Source organism: Blautia sp. Marseille-P3087 (assembly GCF_900120195.1).
GTDB lineage: Bacteria > Bacillota > Clostridia > Lachnospirales > Lachnospiraceae > Blautia_A.
In genome coordinates, this window is the sequence record NZ_LT635539.1 from 1,833,978 (window position 1) to 1,852,973 (window position 18,996).

Annotated in this window: 13 protein-coding genes and 1 pseudogene; 1 reads left to right on the plus strand and 13 read right to left on the minus strand. The window is 41.0% G+C overall.

Annotated elements, in window-relative coordinates; all coding sequences use genetic code 11:
- Nucleotides 1–76 precede the first annotated feature (76 nt).
- Nucleotides 77–949 (minus strand): DMT family transporter, encoded by an 873-nt coding sequence (locus BQ7344_RS08760; protein ID WP_072522277.1) that lies wholly within the window; start codon nucleotides 947–949, stop codon nucleotides 77–79.
- A gap of 225 nt (nucleotides 950–1,174) precedes the next feature.
- On the opposite strand from BQ7344_RS08760, the gene thrH reads away from it, so the two are divergent.
- A complete protein-coding gene (gene thrH / locus BQ7344_RS08765; protein ID WP_072522278.1) occupies nucleotides 1,175–1,780 on the plus strand; it encodes a bifunctional phosphoserine phosphatase/homoserine phosphotransferase ThrH in 606 nt (201 codons plus the stop codon).
- An 8-nt stretch (nucleotides 1,781–1,788) separates the two neighbouring features.
- Here the strand turns inward: thrH and BQ7344_RS08770 are convergent, their stop codons facing one another.
- The 12 genes and pseudogenes from BQ7344_RS08770 to BQ7344_RS08825 form a co-directional block, all read right to left on the minus strand.
- Entirely contained in the window at nucleotides 1,789–3,537 is a 1,749-nt protein-coding gene (locus BQ7344_RS08770) for an ABC transporter ATP-binding protein (RefSeq protein WP_072522279.1), read from the minus strand.
- A gap of 157 nt (nucleotides 3,538–3,694) precedes the next feature.
- Nucleotides 3,695–6,823, minus strand: a complete 3,129-nt coding sequence (locus BQ7344_RS08775; RefSeq protein ID WP_072522280.1) for a hypothetical protein — start codon at nucleotides 6,821–6,823, stop codon at nucleotides 3,695–3,697.
- A 25-nt stretch (nucleotides 6,824–6,848) separates the two neighbouring features.
- Nucleotides 6,849–9,200 (minus strand): LuxR C-terminal-related transcriptional regulator, encoded by a 2,352-nt coding sequence (locus BQ7344_RS08780; RefSeq protein ID WP_072522281.1) that lies wholly within the window; start codon nucleotides 9,198–9,200, stop codon nucleotides 6,849–6,851.
- A 368-nt stretch (nucleotides 9,201–9,568) separates the two neighbouring features.
- Entirely contained in the window at nucleotides 9,569–10,021 is a 453-nt protein-coding gene (locus BQ7344_RS08785) for an Hsp20/alpha crystallin family protein (RefSeq protein WP_072522282.1), read from the minus strand.
- A 163-nt stretch (nucleotides 10,022–10,184) separates the two neighbouring features.
- Nucleotides 10,185–10,643 carry an Hsp20/alpha crystallin family protein gene (locus BQ7344_RS08790; RefSeq protein WP_044925124.1) on the minus strand — a complete coding sequence of 153 codons (459 nt, stop codon included), beginning with the start codon at nucleotides 10,641–10,643 and terminating at the stop codon, nucleotides 10,185–10,187.
- Between the two features lie 411 nt (nucleotides 10,644–11,054).
- Nucleotides 11,055–13,046 (minus strand): glycoside hydrolase family 31 protein, encoded by a 1,992-nt coding sequence (locus tag BQ7344_RS08795; RefSeq protein ID WP_072522283.1) that lies wholly within the window; start codon nucleotides 13,044–13,046, stop codon nucleotides 11,055–11,057.
- 14 nt (nucleotides 13,047–13,060) lie between these two features.
- Nucleotides 13,061–14,731 (minus strand): glycoside hydrolase family 13 protein, encoded by a 1,671-nt coding sequence (locus BQ7344_RS08800; RefSeq protein ID WP_072522284.1) that lies wholly within the window; start codon nucleotides 14,729–14,731, stop codon nucleotides 13,061–13,063.
- Nucleotides 14,732–14,820: 89 nt separating this feature from the next.
- Nucleotides 14,821–14,946, minus strand: a pseudogene (locus BQ7344_RS16805) (carbohydrate ABC transporter permease); the annotation flags it as partial.
- 204 nt (nucleotides 14,947–15,150) lie between these two features.
- Complete coding sequence (locus tag BQ7344_RS08810; RefSeq protein WP_072522286.1) at nucleotides 15,151–16,158, minus strand: LacI family DNA-binding transcriptional regulator; 1,008 nt, start codon at nucleotides 16,156–16,158, stop codon at nucleotides 15,151–15,153.
- A 61-nt stretch (nucleotides 16,159–16,219) separates the two neighbouring features.
- Complete coding sequence (locus BQ7344_RS08815) at nucleotides 16,220–16,699, minus strand: GNAT family N-acetyltransferase (protein WP_072522287.1); 480 nt, start codon at nucleotides 16,697–16,699, stop codon at nucleotides 16,220–16,222.
- A gap of 33 nt (nucleotides 16,700–16,732) precedes the next feature.
- On the minus strand, nucleotides 16,733–18,088 hold the full coding sequence (locus BQ7344_RS08820; protein ID WP_072522288.1) for an MATE family efflux transporter: 1,356 nt from the start codon (nucleotides 18,086–18,088) through the stop codon (nucleotides 16,733–16,735).
- Between the two features lie 405 nt (nucleotides 18,089–18,493).
- The gene (locus BQ7344_RS08825; protein ID WP_072522289.1) at nucleotides 18,494–18,715 is read right to left on the minus strand and encodes a hypothetical protein; all 222 of its coding nucleotides are present in this window, start codon (nucleotides 18,713–18,715) and stop codon (nucleotides 18,494–18,496) included.
- Nucleotides 18,716–18,996 lie beyond the last annotated feature (281 nt).

Here is an 18,996-nt window from a genome sequence, read left to right on the forward strand (position 1 = left end):
GTGTTATTTTAAAACATTTTCATTTCTGTCCACATTATATCCGCTCCCTTACCCGAAATCAATAGGGACCTTTTTATTATCGACATTTTATAACCTTCATGTTATAAACAAACATCCCCAGTGATGCCAGAATGATCAGACCATATCCTATGAAACTATAGCAATCCGGAATTTCACCAAACAGGAAAAATCCCAGAAGTGTCGCGAATATGATCTGCGAATAATCAAAAATAGAAATCTTACCTGCCGGTGCATACGTATATGCTGCTGTGATCGTAAACTGACCGCCTGCTGCAAAAAGCCCCGCCATCAGAAGCGTCACAAGCTGTTTTCCTGTCATCGGAGTATAATCAAAAATCAGATACGGAAGCACAAACAGGCATGAAAATGCAGAAAAGTAAAATACAATGATCGGACCTTTCACTCCATGTGTTCCCAGCACACGCACCATTGTATATGCGATTCCTGCTCCAAGTCCTCCGCAGACTCCGATCAGCGCCGGAATCAGAGCTGCATTCTGAAATCCCGGTTTTACCACAAAAAGGCATCCGATAAATGCCAGCAGCACGCAGGTTCCCTGCATCGGAGTAATCTTTTCTTTCAAAATCAGAAAAGAAAAAATAATTGCAAAAAACGGGGACAATTTGTTCAGGATCGAAGCGTCGGCAACAAGCAGATGGTCGATCGCATAAAAGTTACAGAGGATTCCCAGTGTGCCGAACGCGCAGCGAAGGAGCAGCGCACCCCAGTACTGTTTCTGCACCTTTGGCACAATATGATTTTTGCCTAAAATGATCGCTGCAAAAATTGCCGCCACCAGATTACGGAAAAAGCTTTTCTGAATGGATGGCAGATCTCCCGCCAGACGCACACTGACATTCATGCATGCAAAGAAAAATGCCGACAGAATGATCATAACCATTCCTTTTATATAATTTTCCTGTTTCATTTCTATTTCACCAAGCCTCTCATTATTTCTTCCTGTTTATCATATCACTAACTGCCGATGTGATACAAGCAGGATTCCTTTTGAATGAATTAAGGAAGTCTACTTTTCTGTAATTTTATATAGCGATTTCGATATTTTTCGGTTATAATGATATACGAATACACACTTAAAGAGACGCGGTACCATGCTACAATAATAAAGTTATCTCAGAACGGAGGAGAAATTATGGAAATTGTCTGTTTAGACCTTGAAGGCGTACTGGTTCCTGAAATCTGGATCGCATTTGCAGAAGAAACCGGTATCCCGGAATTAAAAAGAACAACAAGAGATGAGCCGGACTACGATAAACTAATGAAATACCGTCTCAACATTTTGAAAGAACATGGCCTTGGACTGAAGGAGATTCAGGAAACCATTTCCAAAATCGATCCGATCCCGGGCGCCAAAGAATTTCTGGACAAGCTTCGCGAACTGACTCAGGTCATCATCATCAGTGATACATTTTCACAGTTTGCCGGACCTCTGATGAAAAAACTCGGTTATCCGACTATCTTCTGCAACTCTCTCGTAGTCGCAGACAACGGCGAGATCACAGACTTTAAAATGCGCTGTGAAAAATCCAAATACACAACCGTAAAAGCACTGCAGTCCATTGGATATGATACCATTGCAAGCGGTGACAGCCACAATGACCTCGGCATGATCCAGGCAAGCAAGGCAGGATTTCTCTTTAAGAGCACCGATGCGATCAAAGCCGAATATCCTGAAATTCCGGCATATGAAACATACGACGAACTTTATGACGCAATCAAAAAAGTAATCGAGGGTTAATCCCCCGATTACTTTTTTAATTCCTGTGTATGAACCAGTGATGCATATACCCCTTCTTTTTGCATCAGTTCGTTGTGCGATCCTTTTTCAACAATCTGTCCCTGTTCGATAACCACGATGTCATCCGCACTCTTGACTGTAGAAAGTCTGTGGGCTATGATAATCGTCGTTCTTCCGACTGCAAGTTTCTCAAATGTTTCCTGGATTTTTGCCTCTGTCACACTGTCCAGCGCAGAAGTTGCCTCATCCAGAATCAGAATCGGCGGATTTTTCAGAAAAATACGTGCAATTGAAATTCTTTGTTTCTGTCCACCGGAAAGAAGTGCGCCTCTTTCTCCGACATTTGTATCAAATCCTTTCGGCATTTCCATAATATCGTCATAAATTTCTGCCATCTTGGCCGCCTGTATGATTTCATTCATTGTCGCATCGAGTTTTCCATAACGGATGTTCTCCGCAATACTGTCTGCAAAAAGGAAAACTTCCTGCTGCACAACACCGATATTTCTGTGCAGCGATTCCTGTGTAGCCTTTCTTACATCCATTCCATCAATGGAAATACTTCCGTCAGTCACATCATAAAATCGCGGAATCAACTGACTGAGCGTAGTTTTTCCGCCACCGGAAGATCCTACAAACGCAATCGTCTCACCCGGTTTTATATGAAGGGAAACATCCTTAAGTACTGTCTGATCTCCCTCATAAGCAAATCCGACATGATCTATATCGATCTGTCCTCTGACATTCTGAAACTCCGTGGCATCCGGTGCATCCTTAAGTCCCGGTTCTGTCCGCATCAGTTCTACAAATCTGTGCAGACTGGCTGTTCCGTTCGCAATCAGTTCCACCGTCGTTGAAAGCTTACGTACCGGATTTACAAAAGTAGACACATACAAACTGAATGTGATCAGGTCAATGATGTTCAACTGATCTGACATGATCAGTGCACCGCCGACCGCAATCACGATTGCTGAAAGAATACACATGAAAAATTCCATTACGGAATTAAACATTCCCATTGCCCGATAAAAATCCGCTTTTGAATCACGGTAGCTCAAATTTGCAGAATCAAATTTGTCGAGTTCTTTTTCCTCATTTGCAAAAGCTTTCGCCGTACGAAGGCCGGAAAGTCCGGATTCAAAATCCGTATTGATCGCTGCCATCTCTTTTTTTACATTACGGGATGCATTCTGCATGGAAAAACGGCATTTCCACACGATCACAAGAAAAATCGGAATTGTCACCGCGATCACCAGCGCCAGTTTCCACTGGATTGTAAACATAATGATCAGCGCGCCAATGATCGTTACTGTTGAAATAAAAATATCTTCCGGTGCATGATGTGCAAACTCCGTAATATCAAATAGTTCCGATGTGAGCCGACTCATCAACTGTCCCACGCGGGCATTGTCAAAATACGAGTAACTCAGCTCCTGAATATGCTGAAATAAATCACGTCGAAAATCTGTTTCTATCCGTACACCAAACGTGTGTCCCCAGTAAGTAATAATATAGGTAAAAACAGACCGCAGAATGTATGCACAAAATACGATTGCCATAACGGTCCAGAATATTCTCCACGCATTATCCGGCAAAAGTTTGTACATACACCATCTGGAAATAAATGGAAATGCCAGATCGATCATCGCAATTCCCAGTGCACATGCCATATCCAGAAAAAACAGTTTCCTGTGAGGTTTGAAATATGACAGAAATATCTGCATTTCACTTTTGTTTTTGAAATCTTTTCGATTCATCTTTTTTCTCCTGTCTTGTATTTTCTATTGTTTCATATTGATTTCACTCACTTTCTGACACTCATCTTAGCACAGATGATGTAAAAAATACAAGATAATGGGGTTCATGTCATAGATAAGAGGCAGGAACCGTATGGTCCTGCCCCTTATTCAGCTATTATCTGTCTTTTTTTCTGATAAAGAAGATTCCGGCTGCGGCTGCAAGTGCTATGAAAGCTGCGCCGATATAACCTAAAATGTCGGTCGTATCGCCCGTTTTTACTGCGGATACGGTCGTGCTGTTTTTTACAGCTGTGCTCTGTGTACCACCGGATGTTTTATTTGTATTCGTCACAGAAGTCGTATTTGTATTACTGTTTTGGTTGTTATTATTTGTGTCACCGTTCTTATTTGTATCCGATGTATCATCTTTTCCATCTGATTTATTTCCGGTGTCGCCCTTTGAATCATCCTTCTTTGAATCATCCTTTTTTGCAGGTGCAATTGTTACTTTGAGCTGCTGTACATCTGTTTCTCCATGCCCTTCGGCTCTGACTACTTTGTAGGAAACTGTGTATTCTCCGGCTTCTGTCGCTTCCGGTATTTCTTCACTCCATTCGCCATCGCCGACTTTATACATCATCTTTCCTTCTGCCGTACTGCCCGGATTTACCAGTTTCTGTGCCTTGCCATTATAAACAAGCCCGGTGATTGCCGTCGGTGCCGTAACCGGTGCATGGTCTACGATAAGCTCGTAACCAGATACAGCTTCTTTGTACAGATCTGACTGTGCCGCTCTTATAATGATTTGCGTCGTTCCCGGTTTCAGTGCCGTGATAGCTCCGGTCTTTGGATCTACCGTTGCTACAGTCGGATCGCTGCTCTCATAGGAAAGTTCCGTCTCTGCAGTAACCTCACGTGCCTCCAGTGTATCATTGCAATATGCATTCCTTGCTGTAGTGTCCACTGTGATTGTCTGATCAAGCCGATCCACCTTCGGATAGCGGACTGTAAATGTAAATGTCGTTCCGTCTGCACTGGCACCCTGTCCGTCTTTTACCAGAATCTCAACATTTGAATGTTTATTTTCGTCATTTGGAATATAATCCCAGTCTGTAGTGTCCGGCCATGTATGTACACTCATCTTCTGCGGATCAAAAGTGCTGTCAAAATGCATATCTGATCCTGTTTTCAGGACAACCGTCAACTCCGGAATATCGTCTGCCATCCATTTCTTTTCGGCTGTGTTGCTGAATCCACTCCATTCAGCACTTTTTCCATAAAGGTTCGGGGCTGTCGATAGATTTCCGTAAGGTTCTCCTACTTCCTGGTTGATAAACGGCTCATTCGCCACAGCAATCTTGCCGGCTGCGTCAGCTCTCTGTGAAACAATGATATATGTGCCATTATACTGTTTCTGGCCTTTCAGCTTATAAAGTCCTTTCTGTTTCTGTGCCTCTGTAAGCTGCACCTTATCCTGGACAGTATCTCCGGTACCTTCCGGAATTTCAAGTACTTTTAATCCTTTTGTAAAGTCATCCGCATTCACCTGAATAGTAATCGGATCTGCGATCGTGATACTTCCATTGATACGGCTCGGGCGATTTTTTACAATGTTTAATGTATTATTTCCATTCGAAACAAAGTTATTGGTCTGGAATTTTCCGGAAAAAGAGGAATTATTTAATGTCAAAATATCGGCTGCGCTTAATACCCCATCCGCTGTTGTGCCAAGTGCAGAATTTTCCACCGTGACGTTTGCAATACTATCCGCAATACTTGAAATTGTTCCGGTACAGTTGTTAAATGCAATATTTCCGATATTGCCCGCTGCTTTGCTGACTGTCAGTCCTTCAAAATTCACAGACGCAAAATTCACGCTTTTATATACATAAATATAGGAAGGATTGAATGTAAATTTATTTCCATCAGCACTTTTTATGGTAACACTTTTTTCAATTACGGCCGAACTGTTGCAATCACTCAGTAAGATGATTGTTCCGCCCTCAGCCACATGATCTATTGCCTCGCCGACAGTTTTTAATGCACTGGTCGTGGTGTCTCCGAGATTATTGTTATTACCATTATTTGCATCTACGTAGACGATATTCAGAAGCTTTTGGGTTACTGTTCCTTGTGCATCCAGGCTTCCCGGCGAACTGTTTCCACTTGTTTGCATGGCATAAGGTTTTTTTACACTGACATTCAGTTTCAATGTTCCTGCCTTTGTCAGCTTTGGACTTACTGCTTTATCATATCTTTCAAAGGAATTTCCATCTTTCCATTTGAAGGTAAAAACACTTGCCAGATCAACACTTCCGATAATATTTGTAAATGTTGGTGTGATCGTATCTCCTACATACATCGTTGTCGGAAGCGCTACTGTCGGATATGCACTCTGATCATCCAGAACATTGATTCTATATGAACCTGTCAGCATTGTATCCGGTACGCATCCATATCTGACATAAACCACGTCTGCAGTTGAACTTCCCAGCGTTCCACTTCCACTGGTGACTGCATTCCACAGACATATACCCCAGCTGCTTCGTGTAACATTAACTGTACCATTATTTGTAACATCCCCACTAACAATCGCTTGCCAAGATGAAGACACTATAAAAGTAGCGCCACTTTCAATTTCCAGAGGCACACTAAATGTACCCTTATAAACACTCCACGTGAAAGTTGATCCGTTTTTTACTACAATCCTTTTACTCGTGGTTAAAGAACCTGTATACATGATATTGCCCGTGATATTGATTGTATGAATGTTATCGTCATTCAATGCAGTCTCTAAGTCTGTCTTACTCACAACATCTTTCTCGCCCTCGTTTGCCTGTACCGCGATGTCTTTTGTATTTTTCTCGTCAGCGTTCTGTGCTGCCGCTTCTGCCTGTTTCTGCTCATCAGCATCCTGTGCCGTTTCGTTCTTCTGTGTATTCTCTGATTCGGGTGTTTCTTCTTTTTTCGTTTCGTCTTCTGATGTTTCTTCCTTTGATTTCTCTTCTGTTACTTTCTCTTCCTTTGGTGTGTCCTCTTCTGTCCCGGAAACTGAATCTTCTTTTGTTGTATTTTCTTTTGCTGAATCTTCTTTTGTTGTATCTTCTTTTGCTGTATCTCCCGCCGGAGTTTCAACTTTTGCCTCACTGCTGCCGGCTTCTTTAGTATCTTTTGCAGAATCATCCTGCTGTGATACTTCCGCCGTAACTGCCACACTTCCCTCTTCTGCTCCAAACACTGTTGCCGGCATAGTTGATGAAGCCATGCAAAGTGTAAGCAATACACTGAATACCTGTTTCTTCATTGTTCTTCCTCCTGTCTGATAATATTCAGATTAATTTTCTTTTTCGCGCTTCCGCGATTGCTGCTGTTTTATTTTTAACGCCTAATTTACGGTATGTTTCCCGACAGTGGTATTTCACTGTCGCTTCCGAAAGTTTCATGCTTTGGGCTATAGCCGCTGACGCCATGCCTTCTGCTTGTAATTTCAGTATTTTGACTGCATTGGTACTTAAAGAGATCTGCTCTTCTACTTCTTCCATAAGATAAGATGGATATGCTTCTGCCATCTGCCGGCATTCTGTCAGAACCTGATTTTTGTACTCTGCATCCTGCCAGATAAATTTTTCTTTTTCAAGCATCTGCATCAGCACCAAACCTTCTCTGGTCAGAACCCGTACGAAATGGTACTCTTCTGCCCTGCTTATGCACCCCTGCAGTGTTTCTTTCCACGCTGGCTGATTCATCCGGTATTGTACGATTGCCAGAAGAAGCGTTGCTTCCATATATATGTAAGTTCGTTTCATCAGCTTTGCATAATACAGAATCTGCTGAATCAGACAATACGCTGCCTGATACTGCCCCCTCTGTATGTAGATTCTTACTTTCGTCAGATAACGGAAACGATCCATGGTACAAAATTCTCTGCTCTCATCCGGTGCCTGTGACATCCAGTCTGCCACATCTTTTCCCATGTATAAATGCACACGGCATAAAAAAGCATCTATATTAGGAAGCAGATTCGGTGCATCTTTCTTCGCCCGTTCCCGAAAACTCAGCAACGTTTTTTCTGCACCTTCTGCATCTCTGTTTAAAACCGAAAGCCATGCAAGCAGACCGACACCGACAAAAAACATTTCCAGCTTGCCGCCGCTGTCTGTCTCCATTTTTCCTTTTTCTGCAAGCGAAAAAATCTCAAAAATATCCTGTCCCTTTTCCAGATAACTTTCTGCGAGTGCCATCGGAACAAGACCTTTGCCATATTTGCCAAGAACAAATGCTACCGGTATGCCGATCCCGCACGCAAGTTCTTTGTCATGTTTGCTCCATTCACAGAAATCTTTTCCTCCATTCATCAGAGACGGAAGATTACTCGTAACAGAAAACTCCGGAAGTACTGCTTTTCGGTCGCGCAGTAACAAATCCGCATTCTTGAAAATATCGATCAGTCCGGCACTTCCCGTATGTGGCAATGCGATTTTCAGATAAAGAAGGCGGTTTCTTGCCTCCCGCTTCTCACTCCCCGTATGTTCCTCTGCATATTTTTCCAATGCGCGATACCAACGATTGCTTTCTTCGATATTCATCAACATTGACTGCAGTAAACTGAGTCCCGCCATAAGAACAGGACTGTTTTCCACAATGTTGTCCGGAAGTTCCAGGTAATATCTGCGAAGTTCAAAGTAATGCCCGCTGGAAGGATTTTTTCTTGCATTTGCAGTCAGAAGTCTTGAAATGCTATCCATATCATTATATTTTTCATACATATCAAGTGCTTCCGGAATCTGGTCGTTAATCTCATAATATAACCCTGCACTGTAATATAGACGCTCGATCTGTTCTGCGGTTTTGCGTCTGCGAAGTCTCTGCTGCATAGATTTACGCATCGGCCAGCGGCATCTCCAGATTCCGTTTGTACCACATATTTCAAAGAAATTTCCTGTTTCTTCAGCCTGTGAGATCAACTTTTCTACATCACGCCTGCCGGTCAGCATTGTTGCAAGCTGAACTGTAAATTCTTCTACGACTGAAACATCCATAAAAAATTCCTGAAGCTGCAGATCCCACTGATCATATACATGAACCTCCAGATAATCCCACTGACGCTTAATCGTCCGCTCCAGATTACAGTTTTCCATGACATAAAAGAACAGCGACAATGGATTTCCGCCACCTATACTCCATGCCGCCTGATGTTGTTCATGCGGAAGTTCAAGTCCGAACTGCTCTATGTATGCAATCTGCTCATCAAGAGAAAAAAGAAAATCTTCTTCTTCGATTTCTACAAAGATATATTTTGCACGAAGTGGCAACAGCCAGCGTGGGCACGGACACCGTGAAATCAGGATCAGCCATATGTCTTCTCTGCCGAGCAGTTCTTTTATTTTTTCAAAATAAGCTTCTTTTTGGGAAGAATCCGCAAGTGACTGGAGATCATCGATCACAACAGTGTGCTCAGTAGTTTTCTTTTCTATATTGATCTCATCTGCAAGAATCGTTGTAGCACTGTAATAACTACATTTCTTCATATTAACATTATTTAAAATCAATGCAGTCTTCCCAATACCAGTCACTCCATAAAGATAAAGTGGAGTATGGAATTTCCGGGCTGAGCGGAATTTATACCCTGCTTTTTTCGGGCATATGTAGGTTTCGCTTACAGATTGAATGTTTTTCTTCATACTCCCCTCCTCTTGATTTTCAGATTTTATGTAGTGTATCTTTATTGTAGCAGAGTATTTTTCTTTATGGAACTATCCGAAAGGATAGTTTTTTGTTTTTACGTGATTATGGTGACATTTTTTCATTACAGAACAAAGCGGACAAGTCCGCTTCAAACTCCCTGAATCCCTCAATCTTTGAAGGACTTGTTACGCTTTGCGCGCCAGATGCAGTCTGCTTTAGCAGACATATTCCACATGCATCTGGTCGCATCCTCGCGGAGCGTTTTTGTGTAATAGGAACATTACGGAGTAATTTCCTATTACACAAAAAAAGCCGGGATCCTTACGGATCCCGGACATATATGGGGAGAATAAGCATTGGAAGGTTAACCTTCGATTGCAATGTAACCATTTTTTTCAACGGCTTTCGGTGCTTTCTTCGGAACAGAAAGTTTCAGAATACCGTCTTCGTATTTTGCATGAATATCTTCTTCGCTGACAGCATCGCCAACATAGAAGCTTCTGCTTAAGGTTCCTGCATAACGTTCGCGTCTGATGTAGTTACCTTCTTTATCTTTTTCATCTTTATCCAGACCTTTGGCTGCTGCCAGTGTCAGGTAGCCGTCTTTCAGCTGAACCTTAATCTCATCTTTCTTAAATCCAGGAAGATCTACATCAAGTTCATAGCTGCCGTCGGTCTCACGGATATCTGTTTTCATCATGTTCTGTGCATGTTTACCATAAAGTGGATTTTTCTTGCCCCAAAACTCATCGTTAAACGGGAAGTTCATCCAATCATCATCAAATAAGTTTTCTCCAAAAATACTAGGCATCAACATAAGTCATCTCTCCTTTTATGATAAAAAATCTATATTTAAGCCTTGCGGCTGTTGCCTTCAAATCTATATTTAACGGCACCGCCCGAAGTCTTCGGGCAGTACCATAAACTTTTACCTGTCAGATATTATCTGCCGAAATTCTGTCAAATCAGTTAGCCATCGATTATTCAATGGTAATATACTTCGGATCGTTGGAAACTGGTTTTGCTTCTTTCTTCGGAACAAACAGTTTCAGGATACCGTGTTTGTATTCACCTTTGATATCTTCCTGTGTGACATCTTCGCCAACATAGAAGCTTCTCTCGCAGGCTCCTGCATAACGTTCACGTCTGATGTAACGTCCTGTCTTCTTGTCATCCTCTTCTTCATCAAGACCTTTGGCTGCACTGACGGTCAGATAACCATCTTTCAGTGCTACCTTTACTTCATCTTTCTTAAATCCAGGTACATCAATAACCAGTTCATAACCTTCCTTGGTTTCTTTGATATCTGTTCTCAGAAGATTCTGTGCTCTGTGTCCATAAAGTTTCTTTTCTGCTTTCTTCTCATCTTTGTCATCGTAATAGAACGGTGTAAAGAAATCATCAAATAAGTTTTCTCCAAAAATACTAGGCATTAACATAAGTCATCTCTCCCTTTTTTAATAATCTATATTGAAATAAGTTTAATTCGGAACCCGGTTGGTATGAGTGATATCTAAGAGATTTTCTTTCATCTTCTTAGCTCTTTATCTCTCTTCCTTTGTTCTAGCTGTAATATAACACGTATTGTTAGCACTGTCAAGAGGTGAGTGCTAATTTTTTTGTGAAGATTTTGTGAACTCTCCCCAGATCAGTGGGCATTCATGACTATTCACCATGAATATGCCGAAACATAACTATATTTTTATTTATCTTAGCAGATATTTTATTCCTGCAATAAACTAGTCAAATTATACTCAAACAGTACTTTACAATAAAGATTAAGGCTGACAGTCCCCTCACACGACTGTCAGCCTTAAATTCATCCAAACATATTCAATTTCATTATTACCTTATTTCGTCAGAATCCTATAATTTTCTTTCTTATCATAATCTTTATGGATTCCGTCATCTTCGTACAGAGTATAGCTGCTGCCTTCATATCCAAGCATCTTAAGCTTCTCTGTGTCAATATCCTTTACGCACTCAGCTGCTTCTGCAACCGGAATGCATTTGCCGCTTCGAATAAAAAGTGGTACTTCATTGAGGGCAACATCCACATAATGAACTCCTTTTGCAAGGACTTCTTCGAAAATGCTTCCATCTGGCATGAACTTGATGAATTTCATTTCTTCCGGCAGGTAAACGTAACGACCTCTTGCGTTCTGCTCATAAACCGGTGCGATCATAATCTCGTTGCCAAGCATCAATTGGTCTTCAACACGGATTGCCATCTTATCATCTGGATAAACAAATCCAAGTGGCTTAAAGTACATATCGTCATTCAACGCAGCTTTCATGTATTCACTGTAAAGATACGGCACAAGACGATATCTAGCGTTAATGACGCTGCGGAAATCTTCGATGTTTTCGAACTGGTAACATTCCTGTTCTCTTGTTCCTTCTGCCGCATGATCACGCATCAGAGGTGTAAACACACCGAGTGCAAGGAAACGGAGCAGAAGATCTCTGGTCGTGTCGTCACCAAATCCACCAAGGTCTGCGCCTGTGTACATAAATCCACACATATTCAGAGATGGAAGCATCTTCAGATTTAAAAGAATGTGTGACCACCAGGATTTATTGTCTCCCATCCAGATTCCTCCGTAACGATGCATTCCAATATAAGAAGATCTGGAAAACATCAGGAAACGTTTTTCCGGATCAATGCGTTCGAATGCCTCTCCGGCTGCTCTTGTCATGTTATAACCAAAAAGATTATGCACTTTGTCGTGGCGGATTTTCTTACCATTTACATTGTGATAGAATCTTTTGTAATCCTCCGGACTGTTAGCAATATCTTTCATCTTTGCCTGCATAACCCACGGATGGATCTTGCCTTCCGCATCTTTTGCAAATTCTCCGGCAAGTTCTTTTGCCTCTGCAAGTCCTTCTGAAGAATAAAAGATTGCAGGCTCGTTCATATCATTCCAGAATCCTTCGATTCCCTGATCGATCAGAAAACGATATTTATCCCCGAACCATTTACGGGCTTCCGGATTCAGCATATCCGGAAAGTGCGTATCTCCCGGCCACACAGCCGCAACAAAATCACTGCCGTCTTCTCTTTTACAGAAGTAGTTGTTTTTTACACCTTCTTCGTAAACCTCGTAGCCTTTTTCCACCTTGACACCGGCATCAATAATCGGGATCAGACGAAGCTCCTGGTCTTTCATTTCCTTTACAAATTCAGGAAAATCAGGGAAGTTTTTCTCATTAACTGTGAAGTCCTTAAAATCCTGCATGTAGTCAATATCCATGTAGATCATGTCGATCGGTATATGATTCTCACGATATCCTTTTGCCACCGCACGGAAATCTTCTTTTGTTGTATAACCCCAGCGGCTCTGTCCAAAACCAAAGGCAAACTTTGGCGGAATGTAGCTGCGTCCGATCACATGGCGGAACTGTTTTACGATATCGTAAGCATTCTCACCTTCAATCACATAAATATCCAGATCTGCATTTTCGCAGGACACTTTGAGGGTGTCCATTCTGGTATACCCGATATCAAAGGTCAGCTTTGACGGATAGTCAAAAAACAGGCCAAATGTAGTTTTACCGCTCACGACAATGAAATTGTGAGCTCCATACAGAGAACGCTTGTCCTCTGTATGAATTGCGTCATCTGTGCAGTTGCTGATATAACAGTAACCCCTCTTGTTGATTCCACGGTTGGATTCGCCCAGGCCATAGACAATGTCATCTTCGTCCATAATATAGGTAAATGCAAATTCATCATTCTGGCTGATCTCTCCATATGGAAAAACGCTCTCAGTTGTTTCGATTTTTTCGGTCAGTGCCTCCGTGTCAAACGGAGTTCCATATCTGTATTTTCTGATCATCTCTGTGTTACCTCTTATTTTTTATATAGTACAAATGCTTCATATGGTTTTAAAACAGTTTTACCTTCAAATACAGTTCTGTCAAGATTTGTGATCAGACATTCTGCTCCTTTGAATTCTTCCGGAATATCCATCTCTGCATTTTTGTCACTGAAATTGCAGACTGTCAGAAGTTTTTCCTGTTCCTGTCTTCTTATGTATGCAAAAATCTGCTCGTTGTCACGGTAAAGCGGTTTAAATCCACCGTAAACAATAATGTCTTTTTCTTTACGCAAACGAATCAGTTTCTGATAATAATAGAAAATTGAGTTCGGATCTGCAAGCTGCTGTGCCGCATTGATTTCTTTATAGTTCGGATTCACTTTGATCCATGGAGCACCATCTGTAAATCCGGCCTGTGCAGAATCATCCCACTGCATTGGAGTCCGGGCATTATCACGGCTTCTCAGCATCAGACATTTCATCATGTATTCCGGAGTCATAAGACCTGATTCTGTAAGCTCTGTAAAGAAATTGATGCTCTCAATATCACGATAATCTTCCAGTTTGTCAAAGTAAACATTTGTCATACCAAGCTCTTCGCCCTGATACACATATGGCGTTCCCTGCATCATATGAAGACAGGTTGCAAGCATTTTTGCAGAAGTTTCTCTGTATGCCGGATTATCATTTCCAAATCGGCTGACACTTCTCGGCTGATCATGATTTCCAAGAAACAGACTGTTCCATGCTTTGCCCTGCAGTTCTTCCTGCCATTTGATCATGATACGTTTGAACTCTTTGAAATCATATTTTTCAGTTGTCCACTTTCCATAATCACCGCTTCCGTTCTCAACATGTTCAAACTGGAATACCATATTCAGTTCATTTCTGGATTCACCTGCATATTTCTGTGCCTCTTCAATTGTTACTCCTGAGGTTTCACCAACTGTCATAATATCGTATTTTGAAAGAACTTCTCTGTTCATTTCCTGAAGGAACTCATGAATTCTTGGGCCATGTACGCAGTATGGTCCAAAATCACCATAAAGGCTGTTGTTCATTTCTCCGTCCGGGAATGACTGGTCTTTTGAGATCATACTGATCACATCCATGCGGAAACCATCGATTCCTTTATCGCACCAGAATTTCATCATATCATAAACTTCCTGGCGTACTTTTTCGTTTTCCCAGTTAAGATCCGGCTGCTTTTTGGAAAACAGGTGCATATAATACATCTGCGTCTGCGGATCATATTCCCACGCAGAACCGCCAAATACTCCACCCCAGTTATTAGGTTCTTTTCCGTTTACAGGATCTTTCCAAATATAATAATCACGATATGGGTTATCTTTTGACTTTCGACTTTCAACAAACCAGTTATGTTCATCCGATGTATGGTTGACTACGAGATCCATCAGGATTCTGATATCTCTTTTGTGAGCTTCTGACAAAAGTTCCTCGTAGTCCTCCATAGTTCCATATTCTTTATAAATCCTGCGGTAATCAGAAATATCATAGCCATTATCATCCTGAGGTGATTCCAGCATCGGAGATATCCATAACACATTTACGCCAAGCTCTTTGAGATAATCAAGTTTCTGTATGATTCCTCTGATATCCCCTACGCCATCTCCGTTGCTGTCTTTAAAACTTTTTGGATATATCTGATATACCACACTTTCTTTCCACCATTTTTTCTCCATGTTATTGATCTCCTGTTTTTTTATTCTTGTTTTGTTTACTGATAACTGCGAATCACTCCTCTGCTGCACTGCTTCCGTAATCTACACTCTTACTTGACTGCTCCGGCAACAACACCATTCATGATCCATTTCTGGCAGAAAAGATATACCAGAAGTACAGGAATAAGTACCAGCAGATAAGAAGCAAACGCCAGGTTATAATCTACTGAAAACTGTTCCAGCTCTGTTTTTCCACCCTTTGCAGAAGATTTTCCGTCGGATGATCCGCCACATCGGACACGTCTGTCCAGTTCCCTTTCGGTAGCTTTATCATAAACCCTGTATCTCAGTAAAATCAACAGGTTTCTCGCGAAACTTAAAATCTAACCAAAGTTTTAATTTTGTTTTTATGCATATTAGACAAAAAAATAAGGACTCTGTCATTCTCTGACAGAATCCCTCTTTACCAGATAAACCGGACTTTTTATATTTAATTCCTTCAATTCTTCTCCCTGAATCAGCTGCATCAGACGTTTCAGTGCCATATGTGCTTTTTGCTGGATATTCTGATGAACTGTCGTCAGTTTTGGACGGACCATACTCGCATACATGCTGTCATCGTAACCTGTGATGGAAATCTGATCCGGAACCTTGATTCCCTTATCAAAGAAGAAGTTCATTGCTTCAATTGCATCATAGTCTGACGAAAAAGCCAGTGCCTTAGCTTCGAAGAAATGCGGTAAAAGTTCTTCGTATTTCCTGAGACGGTATTTTTTTTTACCCGGAACAACAATGTATCGGGAACGACTGCAGAATCCACCTTTCTTTTCCATCGCCTGCTTGAAGCCCATCCATCGATAATAGTCACTGTCTCTATCCGTTTCTGCAATAAACAAAGCCTTTTTGTATCCACAGGAATAGAGATATTCTCCTATCTGGTATCCTCCAGAGTAATCATCTACGCCGACATTCTGAAAGGTATATGCACCTTCAGGGTAAGCATCAATCAAAATCATTTTCTTATTCAGCTTACGTGAAAGACTGCGGTATCTTTCTTCATTATACCCAAGGATGATCAGTCCCTCAACATTCCATTTTGAAGCAATGTCTACTACATTCTGAATGTCTTCGCCACCGATAAGCATAACATAATATCCTTTTTCTTCCGTTTCCATACGGATGTTTCCAATAAGTTCTCCCACAAACGGATCCTGAAGGGACTGCATGCCATGAGCATAAGTAAACCCCAGCACTACTCCTATAATTCTGGAACCATGACCGGAAAGCATCACTGATCCCATATGCGGAACATAATTCTGTTCTTTAAGGATCGCTGTAATCTTATCAATCGTTTTCTGGGAAACTCTTTTGGTATTTCCATTTATGACATTTGATACGGTGGTACGGCTGACACCAGCCATTTCGGCAATATCCTGAAGACGAATCATCTGTTATCCGGCCTCCTTTTATATCTTGTGTATGTTCAAATTCAAATGTTAAATATTTCTTTCATAAATTATCCAGAATGTATTCCATCTGCCTCTCTTTTGTTTTCATTCCCATTTTTTCATAGAATTTTTCTGCGGAAGTATTTCCTGCCCATACATTTAATGTCACTTCATAGCAGTTCATTTTCCTGGCTTCTTCTTTTACATACTCAAACAAACTTTCGCCGATATGCTGACCTCGTGCCTGCTGGTCAACGCAGAGATCATCTATGAACATCGTTTTAAACTGCACCATATTATTTGAGAAAGGCTGTTTCTGCAATTGACAAAAGGCATATCCTACACAAACATCAGTCTCGTTCACAGCAACATATATCGGTTTTTCTTTATTTTTTAAAAGCTCTGTTAATTCTTCTACTGTATATTTTGTTGTACCGGGAATAAAAATATCCGGTCTTATGTCCGCATGGATTTGCAACACCTGCCCCAGTAACTCAATAATTCTTGTAATATCTTTTTCTTCAGCTTTTCTGATAGTCATGTTTCGCACCTCCGGTTAATACATCTGTCTTTTTTATTCAAAATCTCTGGTAATGTTTGTGAGCCATTTACCTCTGATATAGTGGATGAAGACCACCGGCATTTTTTCGAACTCATCCAGAGTCATTACAAAGTATACCCAGACAGGCGGCAGTTTTAAGACATATGCTGCAAGAAAGGTAAGTGGAACTGCAACAAGCCACATAAAGATGGAATCTATGATCATTCCAAATCTGGAATCACCACCCCCTCTGAAGCAGCCGCATATAAGGCAGGTATTGATGCCTTCTCCCACAAGGCGCCAGGTTGTCATAATTATAAAAATGCCAAGATAATAAATGGCCGTCTCTGTCAGTTTATCCCGATAGAAATCCAGTATCAGAGGACGAAGTGCCAGAATAATGACGCATCCGACCAGACTAACAACCATTGTTATTCTGAGCATGCGCTTTCCATATTCTCTTGCTGCATCAATGTTATCTTTACCCAGTTCCTGACTGACAATGATAGTAGTCGCATTGGCAAAACCACGACAGGCGATCGCACCAATATTTACCACCATAACAGCAACCGCATTTGCGGCAACCATATCATCACCAATATGGCCGAGGATTGCTGCGAATGCTGAACTGGCAAAACTCCAGACAACATCATTTATTACAGCCGGGGTAGCAATTTTCATAAAGTCCTGGAACAGAATACCTGATTTCGCAAAGAAGTATTTGATCCGGAATCTGACATCGGAACTTCTTAATGAATAAATGAGGCAGATCAGTACTTCTGTGATTCTGGCAATGACAGTACCAAGAGCCACACCGGTAACGCCGAGCTTTGGAAATCCAAACAGACCAAAGATAAAGGTGGCATTACAAATTACATTGACACAAAGCGAAACAATGTACGTGACAGAAGGCAGCATTATTTTTCCGATACTTCGAAGGGCGCTCATAAAAACCTGAGAGAATCCCATAAACATAAATGAAAATGAAATTACCCTTAAGTATTCACTGCCGGCAGCAATCGTATCCGGACTGCTTGTAAAGATCTTCATGATCGTAGTTGGCATAGAAAAAGAAATCACGAAAAACACGAGGGAAACGATCAGTGAGATTCGTTCCGCCAGGCCGAGAATTCTTTCTACTGTCTTTTTATCACCTTTTCCCCAGTACTGTGCACATAAAACTGAAGCACCCGTGGCCATACCATAATATAAACAGAAAAGAATAAAAGTGTACTGGTTCGCAAGGGATGAAGCCGACATGGCAGTCTGGCTTACATACCCAAGCATTACCGTATCAGCAATGTTTACCAGAGTTCCGATCAGATTTTGGATCATGATCGGAAACGCCAGTTTTGAAGCGTATTTTAAGAAATCTTTTTTATTTAGCATATATGATTTTCCTTAGTTCTTCGTATTCACAACCAATTGTATCATACACTTGCATTATAAATATATACCTTTTAGAATTATTTTTTTACAAAGTAAAAACGAGCAGCCGGTAAACTGGATTTATGCTTACTTGCTACTCGTTTGTTGTAATTATATTTCCTGTTTTTTAAATGTCAAACAGAATTTTATTGTCCATTGTTCATAATGTACTCAATAATCGTTCTACATACTTCCTGTTTTGGTTTTCCAAGAGCAACTCCCAGCTCCATATATAACAGGTTTTCTGCCAGCTGAAAATACCTGGCATCTGTAGCAGTACACTTTTTTCCCTCAGTTTTTCATTGTTTACCCATGCCGTCGGAATTTCTGGATTTCACAAAACCCGCTCCTAACTGACCGGCACTTTTATTCCGTAAATGTATATCGTACAAAAGAACCGTTATTATCGCCTGTTACTATTACTACGTCTCCATTCTCATTACTTGTGGTTTCCAAGATCGGAAATCTTCCGTTTTCTTTTACATAAGCTTCCGGGCTGGCTGCCTCTGCCTCGATCAGTGTTTTTTTACTGTATTGTTCTCCTCCACAGGGATTTATATCCTCAATAAAAATTTCATACTCATGCATATGTGCTTCCTCCTGGAATTAATTTTATAAAAGCGAGCAACGTATTTTTTGCTTTACTGCATGATTACGCTCCCCGCCGTTATGAATATTATAAAACTATTTTATCCTGGTTTCAAAAGCAGTTTTTACTAAAAAAATGTCTTATGTTTTTAGGCATTATTACCATATGTTTAATATACTCAAACTTCTTCTACTGTTATTCCATGTTCTTTTTTTCCTTGAGATATCGTTTTATATTTAGGCTCCAGAACAAAATTAATACTTACAATATTACTATAATT